This window comes from Pseudomonas sp. FG43 (genome assembly GCF_057809175.1).
In genome coordinates this window covers 46,292-64,622 of sequence record NZ_JBMDJL010000017.1, presented here as the reverse complement: position 1 = coordinate 64,622, position 18,331 = coordinate 46,292, and the positions used below count along the sequence as shown (strand labels likewise).

Annotated in this window: 18 protein-coding genes; 7 read left to right on the top strand and 11 right to left on the bottom strand. The window is 56.1% G+C overall.

Annotated features, from left to right (window positions below; translation table 11 throughout):
• Positions 1 to 13: 13 nt before the first annotated feature.
• Positions 14 to 1,378, top strand: a complete 1,365-nt coding sequence (locus tag ACODS3_RS19055; RefSeq protein WP_201020033.1) for a DUF1329 domain-containing protein — start codon at positions 14 to 16, stop codon at positions 1,376 to 1,378.
• A gap of 274 nt (positions 1,379 to 1,652) precedes the next feature.
• The gene (locus ACODS3_RS19050; protein WP_201020032.1) at positions 1,653 to 4,385 is read left to right on the top strand and encodes a winged helix-turn-helix domain-containing protein; all 2,733 of its coding nucleotides are present in this window, start codon (positions 1,653 to 1,655) and stop codon (positions 4,383 to 4,385) included.
• Positions 4,386 to 4,452: 67 nt separating this feature from the next.
• Here the strand turns inward: ACODS3_RS19050 and ACODS3_RS19045 are convergent, their stop codons facing one another.
• Positions 4,453 to 5,637, bottom strand: a complete 1,185-nt coding sequence (locus ACODS3_RS19045; protein WP_201020031.1) for a cyclic di-GMP phosphodiesterase — start codon at positions 5,635 to 5,637, stop codon at positions 4,453 to 4,455.
• 577 nt (positions 5,638 to 6,214) lie between these two features.
• Here ACODS3_RS19045 and ACODS3_RS19040 point away from each other — a divergent pair.
• Entirely contained in the window at positions 6,215 to 6,922 is a 708-nt protein-coding gene (locus ACODS3_RS19040; RefSeq protein ID WP_201020030.1) for a YiaD family glycine zipper/OmpA-like lipoprotein, read from the top strand.
• 57 nt (positions 6,923 to 6,979) lie between these two features.
• Here ACODS3_RS19040 and yihG read toward each other — a convergent pair whose 3' ends face one another.
• The 3 genes from yihG to ACODS3_RS19025 all read right to left on the bottom strand — a co-directional run bounded on the left by yihG (position 6,980) and on the right by ACODS3_RS19025 (position 10,430).
• Positions 6,980 to 7,873 (bottom strand): 1-acylglycerol-3-phosphate O-acyltransferase, YihG family, encoded by an 894-nt coding sequence (yihG, locus tag ACODS3_RS19035; protein WP_201020029.1) that lies wholly within the window; start codon positions 7,871 to 7,873, stop codon positions 6,980 to 6,982.
• Positions 7,874 to 7,955: 82 nt separating this feature from the next.
• Positions 7,956 to 10,046, bottom strand: coding sequence for a phosphate acetyltransferase (gene pta / locus ACODS3_RS19030; RefSeq protein ID WP_201006569.1), 2,091 nt, complete (start codon positions 10,044 to 10,046; stop codon positions 7,956 to 7,958).
• Between the two features lie 78 nt (positions 10,047 to 10,124).
• Positions 10,125 to 10,430 carry a DUF3565 domain-containing protein gene (locus tag ACODS3_RS19025; protein WP_201006606.1) on the bottom strand — a complete coding sequence of 102 codons (306 nt, stop codon included), beginning with the start codon at positions 10,428 to 10,430 and terminating at the stop codon, positions 10,125 to 10,127.
• Between the two features lie 13 nt (positions 10,431 to 10,443).
• On the opposite strand from ACODS3_RS19025, the gene ACODS3_RS19020 reads away from it, so the two are divergent.
• Both ACODS3_RS19020 and ACODS3_RS19015 read left to right on the top strand, forming a co-directional pair.
• Complete coding sequence (locus ACODS3_RS19020; protein ID WP_201006570.1) at positions 10,444 to 10,929, top strand: FKBP-type peptidyl-prolyl cis-trans isomerase; 486 nt, start codon at positions 10,444 to 10,446, stop codon at positions 10,927 to 10,929.
• Positions 10,930 to 11,051: 122 nt separating this feature from the next.
• Positions 11,052 to 11,534, top strand: a complete 483-nt coding sequence (locus ACODS3_RS19015; RefSeq protein WP_201006571.1) for a glutathione peroxidase — start codon at positions 11,052 to 11,054, stop codon at positions 11,532 to 11,534.
• Positions 11,535 to 11,561: 27 nt separating this feature from the next.
• Here the strand turns inward: ACODS3_RS19015 and ACODS3_RS19010 are convergent, their stop codons facing one another.
• Entirely contained in the window at positions 11,562 to 12,749 is a 1,188-nt protein-coding gene (locus tag ACODS3_RS19010; RefSeq protein ID WP_201020028.1) for a glycosyltransferase family 4 protein, read from the bottom strand.
• Between the two features lie 351 nt (positions 12,750 to 13,100).
• Between ACODS3_RS19010 and ACODS3_RS19005 the strand changes: the two genes are divergently transcribed.
• Entirely contained in the window at positions 13,101 to 13,520 is a 420-nt protein-coding gene (locus ACODS3_RS19005) for a flagellar protein FlhE (protein ID WP_489035742.1), read from the top strand.
• Between the two features lie 38 nt (positions 13,521 to 13,558).
• On the opposite strand, the gene ACODS3_RS19000 is transcribed toward ACODS3_RS19005, so the two are convergent.
• The 3 genes from ACODS3_RS19000 to cysZ form a co-directional block, all read right to left on the bottom strand.
• Complete coding sequence (locus tag ACODS3_RS19000; RefSeq protein ID WP_489035740.1) at positions 13,559 to 14,062, bottom strand: hypothetical protein; 504 nt, start codon at positions 14,060 to 14,062, stop codon at positions 13,559 to 13,561.
• 18 nt (positions 14,063 to 14,080) lie between these two features.
• Positions 14,081 to 14,404 (bottom strand): hypothetical protein, encoded by a 324-nt coding sequence (locus ACODS3_RS18995; protein WP_304575803.1) that lies wholly within the window; start codon positions 14,402 to 14,404, stop codon positions 14,081 to 14,083.
• Between the two features lie 293 nt (positions 14,405 to 14,697).
• On the bottom strand, positions 14,698 to 15,423 hold the full coding sequence (gene cysZ, locus ACODS3_RS18990) for a sulfate transporter CysZ (RefSeq protein WP_201020026.1): 726 nt from the start codon (positions 15,421 to 15,423) through the stop codon (positions 14,698 to 14,700).
• Between the two features lie 444 nt (positions 15,424 to 15,867).
• Between cysZ and trxB the strand changes: the two genes are divergently transcribed.
• Positions 15,868 to 16,830, top strand: a complete 963-nt coding sequence (gene trxB, locus ACODS3_RS18985) for a thioredoxin-disulfide reductase (protein WP_304575804.1) — start codon at positions 15,868 to 15,870, stop codon at positions 16,828 to 16,830.
• A 65-nt stretch (positions 16,831 to 16,895) separates the two neighbouring features.
• Here the strand turns inward: trxB and ACODS3_RS18980 are convergent, their stop codons facing one another.
• The 3 genes from ACODS3_RS18980 to folM are packed head-to-tail and all read right to left on the bottom strand — an operon-like array spanning position 16,896 to position 18,265.
• Complete coding sequence (locus ACODS3_RS18980) at positions 16,896 to 17,237, bottom strand: HopJ type III effector protein (RefSeq protein ID WP_221577978.1); 342 nt, start codon at positions 17,235 to 17,237, stop codon at positions 16,896 to 16,898.
• Positions 17,230 to 17,526, bottom strand: a complete 297-nt coding sequence (locus ACODS3_RS18975; protein WP_025258657.1) for a DUF1244 domain-containing protein — start codon at positions 17,524 to 17,526, stop codon at positions 17,230 to 17,232. Before ACODS3_RS18975 ends, ACODS3_RS18980 begins: the two co-directional genes overlap by 8 nt.
• A gap of 40 nt (positions 17,527 to 17,566) precedes the next feature.
• The gene (folM, locus tag ACODS3_RS18970) at positions 17,567 to 18,265 is read right to left on the bottom strand and encodes a dihydromonapterin reductase (protein ID WP_201020023.1); all 699 of its coding nucleotides are present in this window, start codon (positions 18,263 to 18,265) and stop codon (positions 17,567 to 17,569) included.
• Between the last annotated feature and the right edge of the window lie 66 nt (positions 18,266 to 18,331).

Sequence of the window (18,331 nt, the reverse complement as noted above, 5' to 3'; positions counted from 1 at the left end):
GATGACTATGAAAATGAAAATAACAAAGGGTCTGTTGCAAGCAGGTGCGCTGGGGTTGTCGTTGCTGGCAACCGGCGTCACGGCTGCGGTGTCTGAGTCCGAAGCGGCGAAGCTGGGGACCAGCCTGACGCCAATGGGAGCCGAGAAGGCAGGTAACGCCAATAACACCATCCCGGCCTGGAGCCCTATGCCGAAGAATGCGGGGGCTGTAGACAGCAAGGGTTTCCTGGCCAACCCGTATGCCAGTGAAAAACCGCTGTTCACCATCACGGCGCAGAACGTGGAGCAGTACAAGGACAAACTGGCACCGGGTCAATACGCGCTGTTCAAGCGTTACCCGGAAAGCTACAAGATCCCGGTTTACCCGACCCATCGTGGTGCTACCGTGCCTGATGACGTGTTTGCTGCCATCAAGAGAAACGCCACCAACACCAAGCTGGTGGGCGGCGGCAATGGCCTGGAAAACTTTGAAACCGCAATTCCCTTCCCGATCCCGTCCAGCGGTGTCGAGGTGATCTGGAACCACATCACCCGTTATCGTGGTGGTAGCGTGAAGCGATTCGTGACCCAGGCCACTCCGCAACCCAATGGTTCCTACAGCCTTGTGTACTTCTCTGACCAGTTCGTGTTCCGCGACAAGATGAAGGACTTCGATCCGAAGAATCCGGGCAACATCCTGTTCTACTTCAAGCAGGAAGTGACCGCGCCGGCGCGTCTGGCCGGTGGTGTGCTGCTGGTGCATGAAACCCTGGACCAAGTGAAGGAACCTCGTTCGGCCTGGCTCTACAACGCCGGTCAACGTCGCGTGCGCCGTGCTCCGCAGGTGTCCTATGACGGTCCGGGTACAGCCTCGGACGGTCTGCGGACTTCCGATAACCTGGACATGTACAACGGCGCGCCGGATCGCTACGACTGGAAACTGATCGGCAAGCAGGAAATGTACATCGCGTCCAACAGCCACAAGCTCGACGACACGACCCTCAAATACGCCGACATCATCAAGGCTGGCCATATCAATCAGGACCTGACCCGTTATGAACTGCGCCGTGTCTGGCATGTGACGGCAACTCTGAAAGAAGGCCAGCGTCACATCTACGCCAAGCGTGACTTCTTCATCGACGAAGACACCTGGCAGGCTGCGGTCATCGACCACTACGACGGTCGTGGTCAGCTGTGGCGCGTCGCCGAGGCTCATTCCGAGAACTACTACGACAAGCAGGTTCCGTGGTATGCCATTGAAACGCTGTACGACCTGCAGTCGGGCCGTTACGTGGCACTGGGCATGAAAAACGAAGAGAAGAGTGCGTATGTCTTCGGTTTCACCGCCGGCACCAGCGACTTCACGCCTAACGCCCTGCGTCAGGAAGGTGTACGTTGATCACACAAATCGGATGAACTGTCATGACGTGCAGACTGGGGTCTTTTGACGCTGTCTGCACGTAAACAGGCCGCTAAAAGTGCAAGCAGCCAAGTAGTTTCAATGACTTATAGCCAAAGCCCCTTGATTGGGGCTTTTTTATGCAGAGGTATTCGGCTCACAAATTGTAGGAATTTTGTTACGGACTTTTCGGTCGCTTCCTTCAAAAGGTTGGTGTTACCCGCTAGTCTCCGGACAGCTGCTATGGCGAAACAATACTCCAGAAGAGCTGGCCATGACTGATCTGTCCCGTATGCAAGGCATCGCAGGTAGCGCAACCTCCGCACTGGAAGGACGATTCTTTCGGCCTCCCTTGCCCGATGGTTATCTGCCTCGTTCCCGCTTGTGCGAACGTCTGACCGAAGGGTTGTCCGGGCGTCTGTTGCTGATCTGCGCGCCTGCCGGTTTCGGCAAGAGTTCGCTGGCCGTGGAGTTTTGCCAGAATCTGCCCGCCCAGTGGCAGAGCATATGGCTGGGGTTGAACCCTCGCGAAAGCGATCCTGGCCGTTTCCTTGAGCGGTTGCTGGCCGGGTTTCAGCAGTTCTTTCCACAATTGGGCGCGCAGGCCATGGGCTTGCTGAAAATGCGTCAACGCAATCAGCCCTTTGCCTTCGAGGAGTGGCTTGACGGCTTGCTGGATGAGCTGGCCATGCACCTGATGTTGAGCAAACCCTTGCTTCTGGTCCTGGATGATTACCATCTGGTGCAGGGCTCGGTGCTTGACCGTTGCGTACAGTTTTTCCTCAACCACTTGCCCACCGGGCTGGTGGTCATGGTCACCAGCCGCCAGCGTCCGAACTGGCATCTGGCGCGCCTGCGTCTGTCTCGACAATTACTTGAACTCAACGAAAGTGATTTGCGATTGACCGACGCCGAATCCCTGGCAGTGCTCGACCGACATAGCTGCTCACTGGACAGCGATGCACAGCGAAGCCTCATCCGGCGTAGCGAGGGCTGGGTGGCAGGTTTGCGCTTCTGGCTGCTGGCCGCGTCTGAAGCCGGCGATGACCATGCTTTGTCGCAGGCTCTGCGTGATGGCGAAGTCTTGATCAGTGAGTATCTGCTTGAAGAGGTCATTGACTGTCTTCCGGCCGATGTTCAGGCCTTTCTTTATGAAACCGCCTGCCTTGAACGCTTTTGCAGCGAATTATGCGATGCCTCCCGAGAGGTTCACGACAGCGCCCAGATGCTGCGTTACCTGCAAGCGCATCAGGTGTTTCTGGTGCCGCTGGATGAGCAGGGGCGCTGGTTTCGCTATCACCATCTGTTCTCCGACCTGTTACGTGCACGGCAGATTGCCGGCCCGCAACAGAATCGCCTGCATCTGAATGCCTGCCGCTGGTTCAACGAACAGGGCTTGCTGGACGAAGCCATTGAACAGGCGTTGCGTGCCGGGCATCTGGATGTCGCTGCCAATCTGGTGCAGAACCTTTCCGAAGAACAGCTTCTGGCCGAACAGAATGTCGGCATGCTGCTGCGCTGGCGAATGGACCTGCCAGACAGTCTGCTGACCAGCACGCCACGCTTGATTGTGTTGTACGCCTGGGCGCTGGGGCTGGCTTGCCAGCTCGATGCTGCCGAAGAGCTGGCAGAAAATCTCAGCCGCTTTCTGCCAGCGCCGTCGGCCACTGCGCAGAAATCCATGCTCGCCCAGTGGCTGGCGCTCAGTGGCATCATTGCTCGTGGCCGCGGTGACAGCGACAAGACCCAGCGCTATTGCAGCGAGGCATTGCTCAGCCTGCCAGAAAAACGCTACGGCCAACGTCTGCTTTGCCTGTCCACTCTGGCCAACCTGGCAATAGCCAACAGCGATCTGTTGCGCGCCAGGGCTCTGAACCGTGATGCCCTTGAGCTGGCACAGCGAGTCGCCAATCCTCTGTTCGAGGCGCTGGCGCATTACGACCGGGCCAGAGTCCTGCAAGCCAGGGGCGAGATTCTTCGTGCTCTGGACGAGGTGCGTCAGGGGCAGCAACGGCTCAAGGGCTTACCCACATTGCGCCTTTATGCCGTGCGCGCACGCCTGACAATTTATGAAGGTTATCTTCTGACCCTGCGTATGCAGGCCGATGCAGGGCGTGCGCAATTGCTCGCCGGTCTGGTAGAGGCCCGTGCCTGTCGGGATATCAGCGTGCTGATCGGGCATTGTGTGATTGCCGGTCTGGAAGGGCGTGAAGGGCGTTTTGCCGAAGCCTTTGCCGAACTTGGCGAAGCCGAGCGCCTGATGCATATCTGGGATGTGCCACCGATTTACTACCTGGCGATGATCACGCTGGTCAAATGTGAGCTGTGGCTGGTGCAAGGCCGTATCGATCTGGCCGAAGCCTGGCTGCTGCGTTTGACCCAGACCTACAGTGGCGGGCTGGCGACGGCGGCTCCAGAGTGTCATCCACAATTGCCGCAACAGGTGGAATTGCAGCGCGCCGTTCTGGAGCAGATTCGTGGCGATACCTGTGCATCCGCGCAACGTTTGCAGGAGCTGGAGCACCATGCGCAAACCATGGGCGCGCAGTTGCTGGGCTTGATCGCGCTCAACCAGCGCATCCGTCTGCTGCTGGACAGTGCCCGGCTGAGTGAGGCCGGTGAGCTTCTGAATCGCAGCCTGCTCGCGGCGCAGGGTGGTGCATTGCTGCCGTTCAAGGACCTGATCGACGGCCACCCACTGTGGCTTCGTGAACAACTGCTGCAAAGGCCTGCCTGCCTTGTGCGCGACTCCCTGCTGGAAAAGCTGCCTTTGTGCCTGGCTCCGCCGGTAACCGAGCAGACCCATGGCAACGACAGCTTGAGCGTACGTGAACTGGGAGTGCTGCAACTCATTGCCCAAGGCTGCTCGAATCAGGAAATCAGCGATCAGTTGTTCATCTCCCTGCACACCGTCAAAACCCACGCCAGCCATATCAACAGCAAGCTAGGTGTAGAGCGCCGAACCCAGGCGGTGGCGCGGGCGAAAGTGTTGGGGTTATTGGGGTGAACGGCCTTTAAATACCGACTCTTCATGCGTCGGTGTTTGAACTCTCGGCAAGCAGGGAATAACAGACTTACCCTGCCTTGCATCCCGCCCATAGTTGATCGATATCGTTCAACTCCCAGTCTTCGGCCCGTTCTATTTTAACGATAGCGTCCCGGTCATCCTTGTTTGCCAGGTCAATGATTTGCGGGGCGAATGTCTTTCGTGTTCGCGCCGACATGAACACTTTTACTTTGGGCAACAGTAATTGTTCATTCTGTTCGACTACAACTCCCAGGCGTCCGCTTTCCAGGCGCACAAGAGCACCAACGGGGTAAATGCCCACGGTCTTGACGAAACTCTGGAATACCACTTCATCGAAGTGGCCTTTCCATGAAGCCATTTCACGGATTGAATGCGCGGCGCCCCAGCCTTTTTTGTAAGGCCGGTCAGAGGTGACGGCATCATATACATCGCACACCGCGCCCATTCTGGCGAAGATGCTGATTTCATTGCCTTTCAAGCCATGTGGGTAGCCCGAGCCGTCGAACTTTTCGTGGTGATGCAGGCAGACATCCAGAACGATTGCATTGACCTGCTGGCTCTCCTCCAGAATCCTCAGGCCAGCCTCGGGATGGTGTTTCATGGCGGTGAACTCTTCCTGGGTCAACCGGCCGGGCTTATTGAGGATCTGCGGGTCAATCATCATTTTCCCGACATCATGCATCAACCCGGCCACACCGGCCTCGCGCACCTGCTCATCCTGCATGCCCATGCGCCTGGCAAGTGAAACCATCAAGGCGCATACCGCAACGGAATGCATGTAGGTGTACTCATCCGAGGTTTTCAGCCGGGACAGGCTGATAAGGGCATGAGGGTGGCGCAATATCGAATTGGATATTTCCTCCACGAGCAGCCCGACATCATCCACATTCATGGCCCGGCCCATCTTGGCTTCGCTGAACATGGTCATGACGGCATTCTTGGCCCTGCCGCAGATAAGCCGGGCACGCAGAAGTTCTTTCTCCATGCTGACAGGAGTGGTGTCATCTTCGGCGCTGGCTGGCGCGTCCGGATGACTGGCAGGAGATTTACCCCGGCGAGTATCGATCCAGACTTCCTCGGTGTCCGACTGCTGGATGCGCTTGAGGACTTCAATATCGTCAAGCACGACTTCGACCTGGTTTATCCAGAAAGGATCATTGACCCAAGGGCGGCAGAACTTGTGGATGTGCATGCCCAGTGAAAGCTCGGAAACAAGAATTTTTCTCAGCATGTTCAGCCACCGATATGTTTTTCGGTGGGATGAGAGAGAGCAGTCAATAGCAGTGGGCAAGTAACTGAAGGTATTAAGAAATTACAATGCATGAATTTATAATCGATGATCGGCATGACCTCACCTCTACTGGTTGTAAGGATCGTCCTGATCTCGTTGTGCCAGTATACGGGGCATTTCGTGAAAAAATCATGCGCATTTATATGGCGTCAATAAGCGGGTGATTATTTAATTATCAATAGAATCAGCCAATTGGGATTTTTTGTTTTCTGGCGTCAAAAACAGATCTTTAAAAAATAAGTTAAAGACGAAAATGTTGTTTTTTATACAGGCCTGTATCGCGATTTATATAATTGTTTTGTTATGCAATAACATTCTTTTCGAGGGGGTGGTGCGTTACAGCATGTCGTTTGGGCATTGTGCTGTTCTGCTACATTTGGAGCATTCAGGAGCCGCATCGAAAGGACCTGATCGGAGGCCGGACGGCCAGAAACGGTTCAGGTGGCGTTAAGGAATTTTTGACGGATGTCGTGCTCTAATCCGCTCATTAGCGTTCGTTAAATCAGGAGTTTCATCAATGTCTAGCTCGCGCCATTTGATTCTTGCCGCTCTTGCTGTGGCCATGCTGTCCGGATGTGCGTCGCCCAACCCTTACGACAGCAATCAGGGGCAGGCACAAAACTCGGGTGGCATGAACAAGACAGCCAAGTACGGTGGGCTGGGAGCATTGGCTGGTGCCCTGGCGGGTGCGGCAATCGATCACAACAACCGTGGCAAAGGCGCATTGATCGGCGCCGCAGTGGTGGGTGCCGCATCGGCAGGCTATGGCTATTACGCCGACAAGCAGGAAGCCGCGCTGAGGGCGAGCATGGCCAATACCGGCGTTGAAGTGCAGCGTCAGGGTGACCAGATCAAACTGATCATGCCGGGTAACATCACCTTCGCTACCGACTCTTCCTCCATCGCCAGCAGCTTTTACTCACCGCTCAATAACCTGGCGGGCTCACTCAAGCAGTACAGCCAGAGCAACATCGAGATCGTGGGTTACACCGACAGCACCGGCAGCCGCCAGCACAACATGGACCTGTCCTTGCAGCGTGCGCAAAGTGTCAGCACTTACCTGACGTCCCAGGGTGTGGATGCGACTCGTCTGTCGGTGCGCGGTGCAGGTCCTGACCAGCCGATTGCCAGCAACGCCGATGTCAACGGACGCGCCCAGAACCGTCGTGTCGAGGTCAACCTCAAGCCTATTCCAGGCCAGCAGTACGAGCAGTATCAACAGTAACCATTGTTCGCGAATGAATTCGCTCCCCCCGTAGGAGTGAATTCATTCGCGATGAAATCAGCTCAAGCCCTTGAGCCGATCCAGCAAGCGATCCTTCTCTTCCCACAATCCGTTGATCCACTGCTGGAACTCCAGCCGGTAGGCCTGATCCTGATCGTAGTTCTTGCCGATGAATTGAGGCGGAATCTTTATCTCTTCAAAGTGCGCTACCACTTCCTTCACGTTGCCACACAGCAGGTCCCAATAGCCCGGTTGCCCGCCTGGATAATGAATGGTGACGTTGATGATCGACTCAAGCTGTTCGCCCATGGCATCCAGTACGAATGCGAGCCCGCCGGCCTTGGGCTTGAGCAGGTTGCGAAACGGTGAGTTCTGTTCGGCGTGCTTGGCTTTGGTAAAGCGTGTGCCTTCGGCAAAGTTGAAAATGCCCACCGGGTTATGACGGAATTTGGCGCAGGTACGGCGAGTGGTTTCCAGGTCCTTGCCTTTCTTTTCCGGGTGTTTGGCCAGATATGCCTTGGAATAGCGTTTCATGAACGGAAAGCCCAGCGCCCACCAGGCCAGGCCAATCAACGGCACCCAGATCAGCTCCTGCTTGAGAAAGAACTTCAACGGGCGAATGCGTCGATTGAGTACGTACTGCAAGACCATGATGTCGACCCAGCTCTGATGATTGCTGGTGATCAGGTACGAGTGTTCATAGTCCAGCCCTTCAAGGCCGCTCAACTGCCAGCGAGTGTGGCCAAGCAGCCTGATCCAGGCATTGTTGCAACTGATCCAGGTTTCCTGAATATGAATCATCAGCCAGTCGGTCAGACGCTGGGCAGCCTTGAAGGGCAGGCATATCTTGAAAAACGTGACCACGAACAGCACTGCGCAGCAGGCAATGGTGTTGAGCGCCAACAACAGCGAGGCGATGAAGCCGCGCAATGGGGCAGGCAAGGAATCCATGACGGATAGTGACTCCAGAGGGTAATGGGATGCGGTACAGACTGCACCCTGGCAGTCTGCACAGATGGCATCGGTATGTGTATCAGGAAAGTGTGTCTGCCTGAATGGCGGTCAGGGCGATGGTGTAGACGATGTCGTCGACTTGCGCGCCACGTGGCAGATCGTTCACCGGTTTGCGCAGTCCTTGCAGCATCGGGCCCAGGCTCACGCAGTCGGCGCTACGCTGTACCGCCTTGTACGTGGTGTTGCCGGTGTTCAGGTCCGGGAACACGAATACCGTTGCACGCCCGGCCACCTGGCTGTCCGGTGCCAGTTGGCGAGCGACGTCCTCGTTGGCGGCGGCATCATACTGCAACGGGCCATCGATCAGCAGGCCGCGCTGGGTTTCACGGGCCAGCAGGGTGGCTTCGCGAACTTTTTCCACTTCCTCGCCACTGGCGGAATTGCCGCTGGAATAACTGATCATCGCCACCCGTGGCGCGATACCGAATGCGACGGCGGAGTCGGCACTTTGCAGGGCAATTTCGGCCAGCTCGCTGGCACTTGGATGCGGGTTCATGATGCAGTCGCCGTACACCAGTACCTGCTCGGGAAACAGCATGAAGAACACCGATGAAACCAGGGTGCAGCCGGGGGCGGTCTTGATCAGTTGCAGCGCCGGGCGAATGGTATTGGCGGTGGAGTGAATGACACCCGATACCAGCCCGTCGACCTCATCCAGCGCCAGCATCACAGTGCCGATCACCACGGGATCTTCCAGTTGCTGCTCGGCCATGGGAGCGTTGAGGCTTTTGTTCTTGCGCAACTCGACCATCGGCGCGACATAGCGTTCGCGAATCAGGTCAGGGTCCAGAATCTCCAGTCCCGGCGGCAATTCGATACCTTGAGCCTGAGCAATCGCCTGAACCTCTTCGGGCTTGGCCAGCAGGACGCACCGTGCAATGCCGCGTGCCTGACAGATCGCCGCCGCCTGAATGGTCAATGGCTCGTTGCCTTCGGGCAGGACGATGCGCTTGTTGGCGGCCTGGGCGCGCTGGATCAACTGATAACGGAACACGGCAGGCGAAAGGCGCAGCTCCCGTGGCGTACCGCAGCGCTGATGCAGCCAGGCGGCATCCAGGTGACCGGCGACAAAGTCAGTGATGATTTCCGCTCGCTCGCGGTCATCGATGGGGATTTCCTTGTTCAACTGATTCAGGCGCGTGGCGGTGTCATAAGAGCCGCTGCTCACCGACAGCACCGGCAAGCCGGCCTGTAGCGCACCTCGGCACAGTTCCATGATGCGCGGGTCGGGCACGGTGTCGCTGGTCAGCAACAGACCAGCCAGCGGCACACCATTCATGGCTGCCAGACTGACTGCCAGGATGATGTCGTCACGGTCGCCCGGCGTCACGACCAGAACGCCTGGCTTGAGCAATGGCACGGTGTTGAGCACGGTTCGGGCGCAGATGATGATTTTCGACATGCGCCGTTGCTCGTAGTCCCCGGCATTGAGCACCTGCGCGCCGAGCAGTTCGGCGACATCGCGGGTGCGCGGGGCATTGAGTTCGGCCTGGAATGGAATACAACCCAACAGGCGGAAATCGCCACTGCGCAGTAGCGGAGAGTGCTCTTTCAGGCGAGCGGCGAAGACTTCCATGCTCTCTTCGGTACGCACCTTGTTGAGGATCACGCCCAGCACTTTCGGGTCTTTCGGCCCTCCGAACAGTTGGGCCTGCAATTCGACCCGGCCCGACAGCTCGGTGAGCACTTCGTTTTCCGGGGCCGATACCAGAATCACTTCGGCATCCAGGCTCTTGGCCAGATGCAGGTTGACCCGTGCGGCATAGCTGGCGTTACGGGTGGGCACCATGCCTTCGACAATCAGCACATCCTTGCCCACGGCAGCTTGCTGGTAAAGGCTGATGATTTCTTCCAGCAGCTCATCCAGTTGGCCATCACCCAGCATGCGCTCCACATGCGCCAGGCCTAGAGGCTGTGGTGGTTTGAGGCCGTGGGTGCGGGCCACCAGTTCGGTCGAGCGTTCAGGGCCGAGATCGCCCGGATGGGGTTGTGCGATCGGCTTGAAGAAGCCGACCTTCAGGCCCGCACGCTCAAGGGTGCGAACCAGACCCAGGCTGATGGATGTCAAACCCACGCCAAAATCTGTGGGGGAAATGAAAAAAGTCTGCATACCGGCTTCTCGATTGAGCAGTGCAATGGCCGAGGCGAAATGGACAGCCATTCGACCAGAAAAAAATCAGGGAGCCGTCTAACGCGACTCCTCGGTGCCAAGACTATCGTTATCTGATGACTTCGCACACCAGCCACAGTGAAAGCCCTGACCTATTTTTTGTTGGCGCTGCGCCGCGTCCATTACCCAGGCACGCGATTGCCATGGCGGTTGATGGCGAAGGTGTTGCGTATGCCCGCAGGACAACACTGCGACCCAGTGGCCGTCTTCATCCTGTCGAAAATCAATAACCGTTGAGTTTTCCAATCGGGGCCGTCTGTCAGAGTTGCGTTCGCTTTCGTGCGATTGCTTGGTTAAACTTGCCCGTTCTTCAATCTTAAGCAAAAGGTCCTGTCCCATGCCGATCGCCGCTAACAAGGCTGTCTCTATTGACTATACCCTGACCAACGACGCTGGTGAGGTCATCGACAGCTCTGCCGGCGGTGCTCCGCTGGTCTACCTGCATGGCGCCGGCAACATCATTCCGGGCCTGGAAAAGGCACTGGTCGGCAAAGACGTCGGTGACGAGCTGAAAGTCGCCATCGAGCCTGAAGATGCCTACGGTGAATACTCTGCCGAACTGGTCAGCACTCTGAACCGCAGCATGTTCGAAGGTGTCGATGAACTTGAAGTCGGCATGCAGTTCCACGCTTCGGGCCCTGACGGCAGCATGCAGATCGTGACCATTCGCGACCTGGATGGCGACGATGTTACCGTTGATGGCAACCACCCGCTGGCGGGTCAGCGCCTGAATTTCGAAGTCAAGATCGTGAGCATCCGTGATGCCAGCCAAGAAGAACTGGCTCATGGCCACATTCATGGCGAAGGCGGTCATCAGCACTGATTTGTGCTGCTAAGCTCAGGTAACTGACAAGGGCGCTCTGGCTGTTCTGCGATGACGACTTTCGTTACGCGGTCTGCCACGGCGCCTTTTTGGTTCGCTCGGGCTTCAGGGGGGAGGATTTCATGAGTGCTTTTCACGACATCACACTGAAGGCGCTGAACGGGCAGGAACTGCCTCTGGCGCCTTTGAAGAACAAAGTGGTTCTGGTCGTCAATGTGGCCTCCAAGTGTGGGCTTACACCACAATATGCGGCGCTTGAAAGCCTTTATCAGCTGTACAAGGACAAAGGCTTCAGCATTCTGGGCCTGCCGTGCAATCAGTTTGCCGGACAGGAACCTGGCTCCGAGCAGGACATTCAGGCCTTCTGCGAACTCAATTACGGCGTGACCTTTGCGCTGGGCGAGAAGCTGGAAGTCAACGGGGCGCAACGTCACCCGCTGTACCGTCTGCTGGCTGGCGAGGGGGCCGAGTTTCCTGGCGATATCACCTGGAACTTCGAGAAGTTTCTGGTCGGTCGCAATGGTGGCGTGATTGCCCGTTTTTCACCACGCATGGCGCCGGATGATCCTGCCGTTATTCAGGCAATCGAAAAGGCTCTGGCCTGACGTCATCGTACTGCGTTTGCCCGGCATTCAGCCCGAAATGGATTTGACGGTCTGGCCTTTGGCCTGTGCATCGTTGGCCGGGCAAGCGCTGAACAACTGCTGCTCGAACTGATCGATGATCGCCGTCCAGCCCTGACGACTTGCATGCTTGCGAGCATTCAGACGTACCCTGCGCAGGGCTTCACTGTCCTCTATCAGCCAGTGTGCGGCATCAATGAACGCTTCCTCATCACCGGGCATGGCCAGCGCGCCATTGTGACCGTGACGAATATGCTGCCCGGCAGCCGCCTCGTCGTAGGCGACCACACCAAGCCCTGATGCCAGCGCCTCAAGCACGACATTGCCGAATGTCTCGGTCAGGCTTGGAAAAAGAAACAGATCGCCGGATGCGTAATGCGCTGCCAGCGCCTCGCCGCGCTGCGCCCCGCAGAAAATCGCATCGGGTATCTGCTGTTCCAGAGTGGCACGTTGCGGCCCGTCTCCGACCACAATCAGTTTCAGGGTGCGCCGCGGATAGCTCTCTTTCAGTGTCTCGAAGCACGTCTTGAGCAAGCCGAGGTTCTTTTCCGGTGCCAGCCTGCCGACATGCAGGATGGCGGTATCACCCACCTGCAACCCCCAACTTTCGCGAAGCGCCTGCGAGCGTCTGGAAGGATGAAACAACTGGCTGTCCACGCCGCGAGACAACAACTCGATCCGCTCGAAACCACGCCGCTCCAGCTCCATCTTCTGGCTGATACTGGGGACAAGCGTCATGCGCGAGCGATTGTGGAACCAGCGCAGATAGTGGGTCAGCAAGCGGGTGATGAACCCCATGCCGTATTGCTGCGTGTATTGCGGGAAATTGGTATGAAAGCCACTGATCACCGCAATCCCCAACCGCCTGGCCGCTCGCAATGCAGAAAGCCCCAGCGGCCCTTCGGTGGCGATATACAACACGTCCGGGCGCCGCCGCTGCCAACGGCGCAACAGCTTGTGCATCGAAGACTGGCCCCATTGCAAACCCGGATAACCCGGTATCGGCCATCCCCGGCACAGCATCAGATCGTCGGCCGCAGTAAAACCTGCCTCATCACTCTGGCGAGGCCGAATCAGCTCGACCTGATGCCCGCGCAAACGCAACCCGTCACACAGCCGCCCCAACGTATTGGCGACGCCATTGATCTCGGGAGTGAAGGTTTCAGTGATAAGAGTGACATGCAGGATTTTGCTCATGAGAGCAGTCTCGGCTTGTTGCATGTCGGTTATGTGGCTTTTGGGTGATGGATTTGTGACGGGGGAGTTTGAAGGTTAAAGAAAGTCGGCTGTATGAGGTCTCCTTTTAAGAGCAAATAGGAGATTTCAACAAAGGTAAAGTTTGTTTTTTATAGGTACTACATTGTGCGGAGTTTTGATCTGGCAAAGGCGTAGGTTTTTTCTGTAAGTGTTCAATGTATTTGATTGAGTGTTGAAGTCGAGTGCTTTCTGAATAACGTCAGGCTATCGAGTTTCAAGTTCGATAGGCGAAGGCGGTAAGCCGGGTATACCGGTGATGCCTTCTTGATGTGAAAAATAAGGAAGCATGAAATGAAAGTTGACTATAAAAAGTTGAAGTGGATTCGCTCGGCCTTGGGAATTGTGCTGGCGCTTTCAGGGTATGTAGAAATGGCCATGGCTGGTAGCTATCAGTCCTCGGTGAATTTACCAACGGTTCATTCACGAGGGTATCTTTATACTGCCAATATTCCATTGCGCGGAGCGCCGCCAGAAGGTGCGTGGATCAAGAATGTCAGTTGGAACTGGAATGTGACGGGATGGCCGCGAGGGTTGGAGGTTAAATTGTGTCAGGTCAATAACTGCATTGATATTTCTCGTATGCGTGTCGGCTCTACCCAGGTTTTTAGAGGTCAGCTTGCCAATAGAGGTTTTTATTATTCAATCAAGGTGAGTGGTGCAGGCCCTGTGCCTGTCGCCGGGCAATTTGGCCGCATTACAGTAGATTGGTAATCACTATCCCCCTCTCAATCTGAGAGGGGGATGGCTTGCTACCAGTGGGCCATGTCTTTGAACTTCTGAGGAAGGCTGTCATTGAAATCCAGGATTTTCTCTAGGATTTTCGCAGGTGGTGTACCTTTAAAAAGCTCTGTTTCGTAAAGTTCTCCGCGAAGCTTTTGCACTGAAGACATCGTTTTTGCAAAATACAATCTTGTTTCGTCAGTGACTATCTGGCCGGTTGTGGTATAGCGGATGATTGGGTAGTCAGTAACATCAAATAACTCAAATACCAACGAGTTATAAGCGTACTCATATGCCATTTTTGCTGCTTGAGTCGGGTCCTTGCCGGCCTCGTCAAGGAGTTCAGACCGGAATGTTGATCCCTTGGGAAACGTGTCTCTTTTTCCTTGACTGACTATCGAACCCTCGTTCTGAGTCGCATCCAACACTTGCTTGAATGACATCCCTTCTTCAGTTTGCGCAGTAGCCGTGGCTTTTGATCGCGGGCCCAAGCAGGTGACATTGGGAAATGGCGAATCGGTATGAGTTTGCATTTTCCGACTCCGCTCAGGTTAAACAGCATCGTGCTTGAGTTGACGGCTCTGCTGGCTAGTCACTCTTTCCAGCGCTGCCGGCCTGGGCTCGAAGTCTTTGTCGTTGACGGCGGACTTCCTTTGTTCCGGGCTCATGTTCTGCAGGAAGTAAGTGGATCGTGGTTGCACCAGACGGGTCAGCGTTGCGGCTGAGGGAATGATTGCCGTGCCGGGGCCTTGTGCCGCTTTTTTAACGTCACTGAAAACCTGGGCAAAACGGCTGGAGCGCGGTTCTGGCATTTTTTCCAGCGCGGCAGGTTTGTAAGCGGTTTGTGTTGCGGCAGTTTTTGTTTTGACTTCCATGGTGTTGCCTCCTGTGGGTTTATTGCAGGAGAGCAAAGAGGGTGCCAGTTTTTATAATTTGTTTTTGACGGTGGGCGATGCTTAGTGTTTAAAGGGTTTTAATAAGTGTCCTACATAAAGATCCTACAGCTTGTTTTATATTGATATCACGGCAAGGTTTTTCCCATGGCGGTAATGTATTGCCAGTGGTTTTTTTAGTTGTTTTATAGGGGGGGTTAAAGCGTGTTCTTTTCATTGCGTAGGATATTTCTTTTTATAGGTTTCAGAAGCGCATCCATGCGCTCCTGTAAAAATCAGCGTTCTCTCACCCAGAACAACGTCGCCCCAGCCACTGCCGCTGGCATCATCAGGATATTGAGCATCGGTACCAGCAACGCCAGATAAACGATGCCGCCGAAGCTCAGGCTTTGCCAGCGCTTGCTTTTCAGCCAGTCGAGCATTTCGTTCCAGCCCAGCTTGTGGTTGTCCGCCGGGTAGTCGATGTACTGGATAGCCATCATCCAGATCCCGAAGAGCAGCCAGAGCGGGGCGGCGATCAGGTTGACCACCGGGATGAAGGACAGAATGAACAGCCCGAGCATGCGCGGCAGCATGTAGCCCAGCTTGCGAGCCTCGCGGGCCAGTGTGCGGGGGATCATGGCCGCCAGTTCGGCCCAACTGAAGTCAGGTGATTCATCCTTGCCACGAATCACGGCTTCGACTTTCTCGGATAGAAAGCCATTGAAGGGGGCGGCGATGATGTTGGCTATCATGGTGAAGGTGAAAAACACCATAAACAGCACCAGTGCCACGAACAGCGGCCAGAGGATGTAGTTCAGAAAGCTCAGCCAGTGCGGCAAGGTCGGCATGAAAGCATCGACCCAGATGCCGAACTGATGCAGGGCCAGATAGATCAGGCCACAGAACAGCACCAGGTTGATGCTCAGCGGCAGCAGGACAAACAGGCGCAGGCCAGGGCTGAGGACCAGTTTCAGGCCTTCTTTCAGGTATTGCGGGCCTGTGAGGGCAGGGGCGGGCATGGCAGCCTCCGAAAAATGGAAAACGCTCGACCTTACCGACTTTGCCGGGCGCTTGAAAGGGCTGTCAGCGGCTCATTGAGCGGTATCGGCATGGCCGTTGTGCATAGAAGTGGACTATGAGGTGGATTGTGAATCGATATTTCCTTACCCTTCTTCACCCCGATAGGCTCTGCATCACTTTCTTGACCTATCCTTTGCAACTCTTGATGGAGTCATCAATGAGGGTGCTGGTAGAAAAGGCATGACGGCTGGCCCTCAGGGCGTTGCCGATTACCAGACCTCGTCGAACATCTAGAGCGCGTAATGTGTTGCTGCGGCAGGGGCTCGCAGTTTCAGAACTTTCAGGATTGCCGAGCTACAGAGCACTTCCCCAAGTGTATCGGCAGTCCTTTTTTATCCAGCCGTTCCGACCGCGGCAAACCGGTCGGTCGATAGGAGTGTGTCATGTCCGACGTACGTCATTCCCGAGTGATTATTCTCGGCTCCGGCCCTGCCGGTTACAGCGCTGCGGTCTATGCCGCACGTGCCAACCTCAAGCCTTTGCTGATCACCGGCATGCAGGCTGGTGGTCAATTGACCACTACCACTGAAGTCGATAACTGGCCGGGCGACCCCCATGGCCTGACCGGTCCAGCATTGATGGAGCGTATGCGTGAGCATGCCGAGCGTTTTGAAACCGAGATCGTGTTCGACCACATCAATTCCGTGGATCTGGCTGGCAAGCCATTCAGCCTCACTGGCGACAGCGCGGTCTACACCTGCGATGCTCTGATCATCGCCACTGGCGCCAGCGCTCGTTACCTGGGCTTGCCGTCGGAAGAAGCGTTCATGGGCAAGGGCGTTTCCGCTTGCGCCACCTGCGATGGTTTCTTCTATCGCAACCGTGAAGTGGCTGTGGTCGGTGGTGGTAACACTGCTGTGGAAGAGGCGCTGTATCTGGCCAATATCGCCAGCAAGGTAACTCTGGTTCACCGTCGCGAGACTTTCCGTGCCGAGAAGATCCTGATCGACAAACTTCACGCTCGTGTGGCCGAAGGCAAGATCGAACTCAAGCTGAACGCAACCCTGGATGAAGTGCTGGGCGACAACATGGGCGTGACCGGTGCTCGCCTGAAGAACAACGACGGCACCAGTGACGAGCTGAAAGTCGACGGTGTGTTCATCGCGATCGGCCATACCCCGAACACTTCGCTGTTTGAAGGTCAACTGGCCTTGAAAGACGGCTACATGGTTGTGCAGGGTGGTCGTGAAGGCAATGCCACTGCGACCAGCGTGGAAGGTGTGTTTGCAGCGGGCGATGTGGCTGACCACGTTTACCGTCAGGCCATCACCTCTGCCGGCGCGGGCTGCATGGCTGCACTGGATGTCGAGCGTTACTTGGACGGTCTGGCGAACGCTTCGTTCTGATCTGCCCCGTAGGAGCGGATTTATCCGCGAAAATCTTCGCGAATGAATTCGCTCCTACGGCGTTATCAGCCCTTGCGCTTCAAGGGCTCACCTTCAAACTTCACACCGGCCAGGCCATGGGCGATCAATGCCCGGATATTGCCGTGGTCGTTGCCTTCTGGCGTGGCTTGTACCGAGCGGTAGTGCTCGCCGAAAGCCAGCAGGGTTTCTTCGTCACTCAAACCTTCCAGCAGGGCCAGGCCCAGTGTCTTGCACGAGCCTTCGTTCTGGCCGGCTGCGTTTTCGACGCTGCCGTTCTTGAACGCTTGAGGCTGATAGTCATAGCCCGCCGCAATGAATGCCAGGGTATCGGCAAAGGCGTGTTCGCCGCTCTTGAGGCTGGTACGCAGGGTGTTCAGATCAGTCATGCTTGGTTTCCTTGGCAAACGCCGCTTTCTGTTCGGCGCTGGCTTCTTTCTGGTATTGGGCTTTCCACTCGTTGTACGGCATGCCGTAAACCACTTCGCGTGCCTCGTCGAGGCTGACATCGATCTGTTTCTCGTCGGCAGCGGCCTTGTACCACTTGGACAGGCAGTTGCGGCAGAAACCGGAGAGGTTCATCAGGTCGATATTCTGGACGTCCTTGCGGCTGTCCAGGTGCGCGACAAGACGGCGGAAGGCGGCGGCTTCAAGTTCGAGGCGTTGTTGCTCGGTCATGATGGGCTCTGTTGGCTAGGGGGCAAGGGGAGGCAATGAGTCATTCACCGGATCTCCCTTTCTTCAAGTGTCGACCTCCATTGATGACGACACTGCTTCCTGTGGTGTATCGGGCTTCCAGCAAATAGAAGACGGCTTCGATCAAGGGCTCTGCGCCAGGCTCGAATTGCAGCAGCGCTTTTTTCAGCGTCTGGCGTCGATATTCCTCATCGCTGTCCGGTTTGAGGATCAGCAGCCCCGGCAAGATCGCGTTTACACGAATGTCCGGAGCATATTTCTCGGCGAACGACAGCACCATGTTTTGCAGGGCGGCCTTTGTGGCGGCATAGGCAATATGGCTTTTGCTGCCACGAGACGAGGTGTCATCGCATATGTGGATGATGTCGGTTTTTTCCGGGCTGGCCAGCAATTGGCCCAATGCCAGGTTCAGATGGTAAGGCGCTTCGACGTGGAGCTTGAACATGGTGTTCAGGTTTTCCAGGCTATCGTCCAGCCACAACGAGGCGTTGTGGATGATTGCGCGCAGGCCATCGTAGTTCGAGTTGATGTAGTCGATCAGCGCCAGACGATCCTGCTCCACTCCCAGATCGGCTTGAAACTGCACGATATCGGGATGAGGCGAGGTTTCTTTCAAGGTGCGGCTGACGCTGATGACGCTATAGCCTGCCTGTGCCAACCGTATGGCAAGTTCCAGGCCGACTCGTTGGCTGGCGCCGGTTACAAGGATCGTTTTATTCATGCGGTGCAGTTGGCTTCAAGGTTTTTCGAGCATAAAACCTGCCCGACTCAAAGGCCCAAGCATAAC

What these genes read in the sequence shown, in the direction of transcription:
- ACODS3_RS19055 (WP_201020033.1), top strand. Translation starts at nt 14, where the DNA reads ATGAAAATAACAAAGGGTCTGTTGCAAGCAGGTGCGCTGGGGTTGTCG.
- ACODS3_RS19050 (WP_201020032.1), top strand. Translation starts at nt 1,653, where the DNA reads ATGACTGATCTGTCCCGTATGCAAGGCATCGCAGGTAGCGCAACCTCC.
- ACODS3_RS19045 (WP_201020031.1), bottom strand. Translation starts at nt 5,637, where the DNA reads ATGCTGAGAAAAATTCTTGTTTCCGAGCTTTCACTGGGCATGCACATC.
- ACODS3_RS19040 (WP_201020030.1), top strand. Translation starts at nt 6,215, where the DNA reads ATGTCTAGCTCGCGCCATTTGATTCTTGCCGCTCTTGCTGTGGCCATG.
- yihG (WP_201020029.1), bottom strand. Translation starts at nt 7,873, where the DNA reads ATGGATTCCTTGCCTGCCCCATTGCGCGGCTTCATCGCCTCGCTGTTG.
- pta (WP_201006569.1), bottom strand. Translation starts at nt 10,046, where the DNA reads ATGCAGACTTTTTTCATTTCCCCCACAGATTTTGGCGTGGGTTTGACA.
- ACODS3_RS19020 (WP_201006570.1), top strand. Translation starts at nt 10,444, where the DNA reads ATGCCGATCGCCGCTAACAAGGCTGTCTCTATTGACTATACCCTGACC.
- ACODS3_RS19015 (WP_201006571.1), top strand. Translation starts at nt 11,052, where the DNA reads ATGAGTGCTTTTCACGACATCACACTGAAGGCGCTGAACGGGCAGGAA.
- ACODS3_RS19010 (WP_201020028.1), bottom strand. Translation starts at nt 12,749, where the DNA reads ATGAGCAAAATCCTGCATGTCACTCTTATCACTGAAACCTTCACTCCC.
- ACODS3_RS19005 (WP_489035742.1), top strand. Translation starts at nt 13,101, where the DNA reads ATGAAAGTTGACTATAAAAAGTTGAAGTGGATTCGCTCGGCCTTGGGA.
- ACODS3_RS19000 (WP_489035740.1), bottom strand. Translation starts at nt 14,062, where the DNA reads ATGCAAACTCATACCGATTCGCCATTTCCCAATGTCACCTGCTTGGGC.
- ACODS3_RS18995 (WP_304575803.1), bottom strand. Translation starts at nt 14,404, where the DNA reads ATGGAAGTCAAAACAAAAACTGCCGCAACACAAACCGCTTACAAACCT.
- cysZ (WP_201020026.1), bottom strand. Translation starts at nt 15,423, where the DNA reads ATGCCCGCCCCTGCCCTCACAGGCCCGCAATACCTGAAAGAAGGCCTG.
- trxB (WP_304575804.1), top strand. Translation starts at nt 15,868, where the DNA reads ATGTCCGACGTACGTCATTCCCGAGTGATTATTCTCGGCTCCGGCCCT.
- ACODS3_RS18980 (WP_221577978.1), bottom strand. Translation starts at nt 17,237, where the DNA reads ATGACTGATCTGAACACCCTGCGTACCAGCCTCAAGAGCGGCGAACAC.
- ACODS3_RS18975 (WP_025258657.1), bottom strand. Translation starts at nt 17,526, where the DNA reads ATGACCGAGCAACAACGCCTCGAACTTGAAGCCGCCGCCTTCCGCCGT.
- folM (WP_201020023.1), bottom strand. Translation starts at nt 18,265, where the DNA reads ATGAATAAAACGATCCTTGTAACCGGCGCCAGCCAACGAGTCGGCCTG.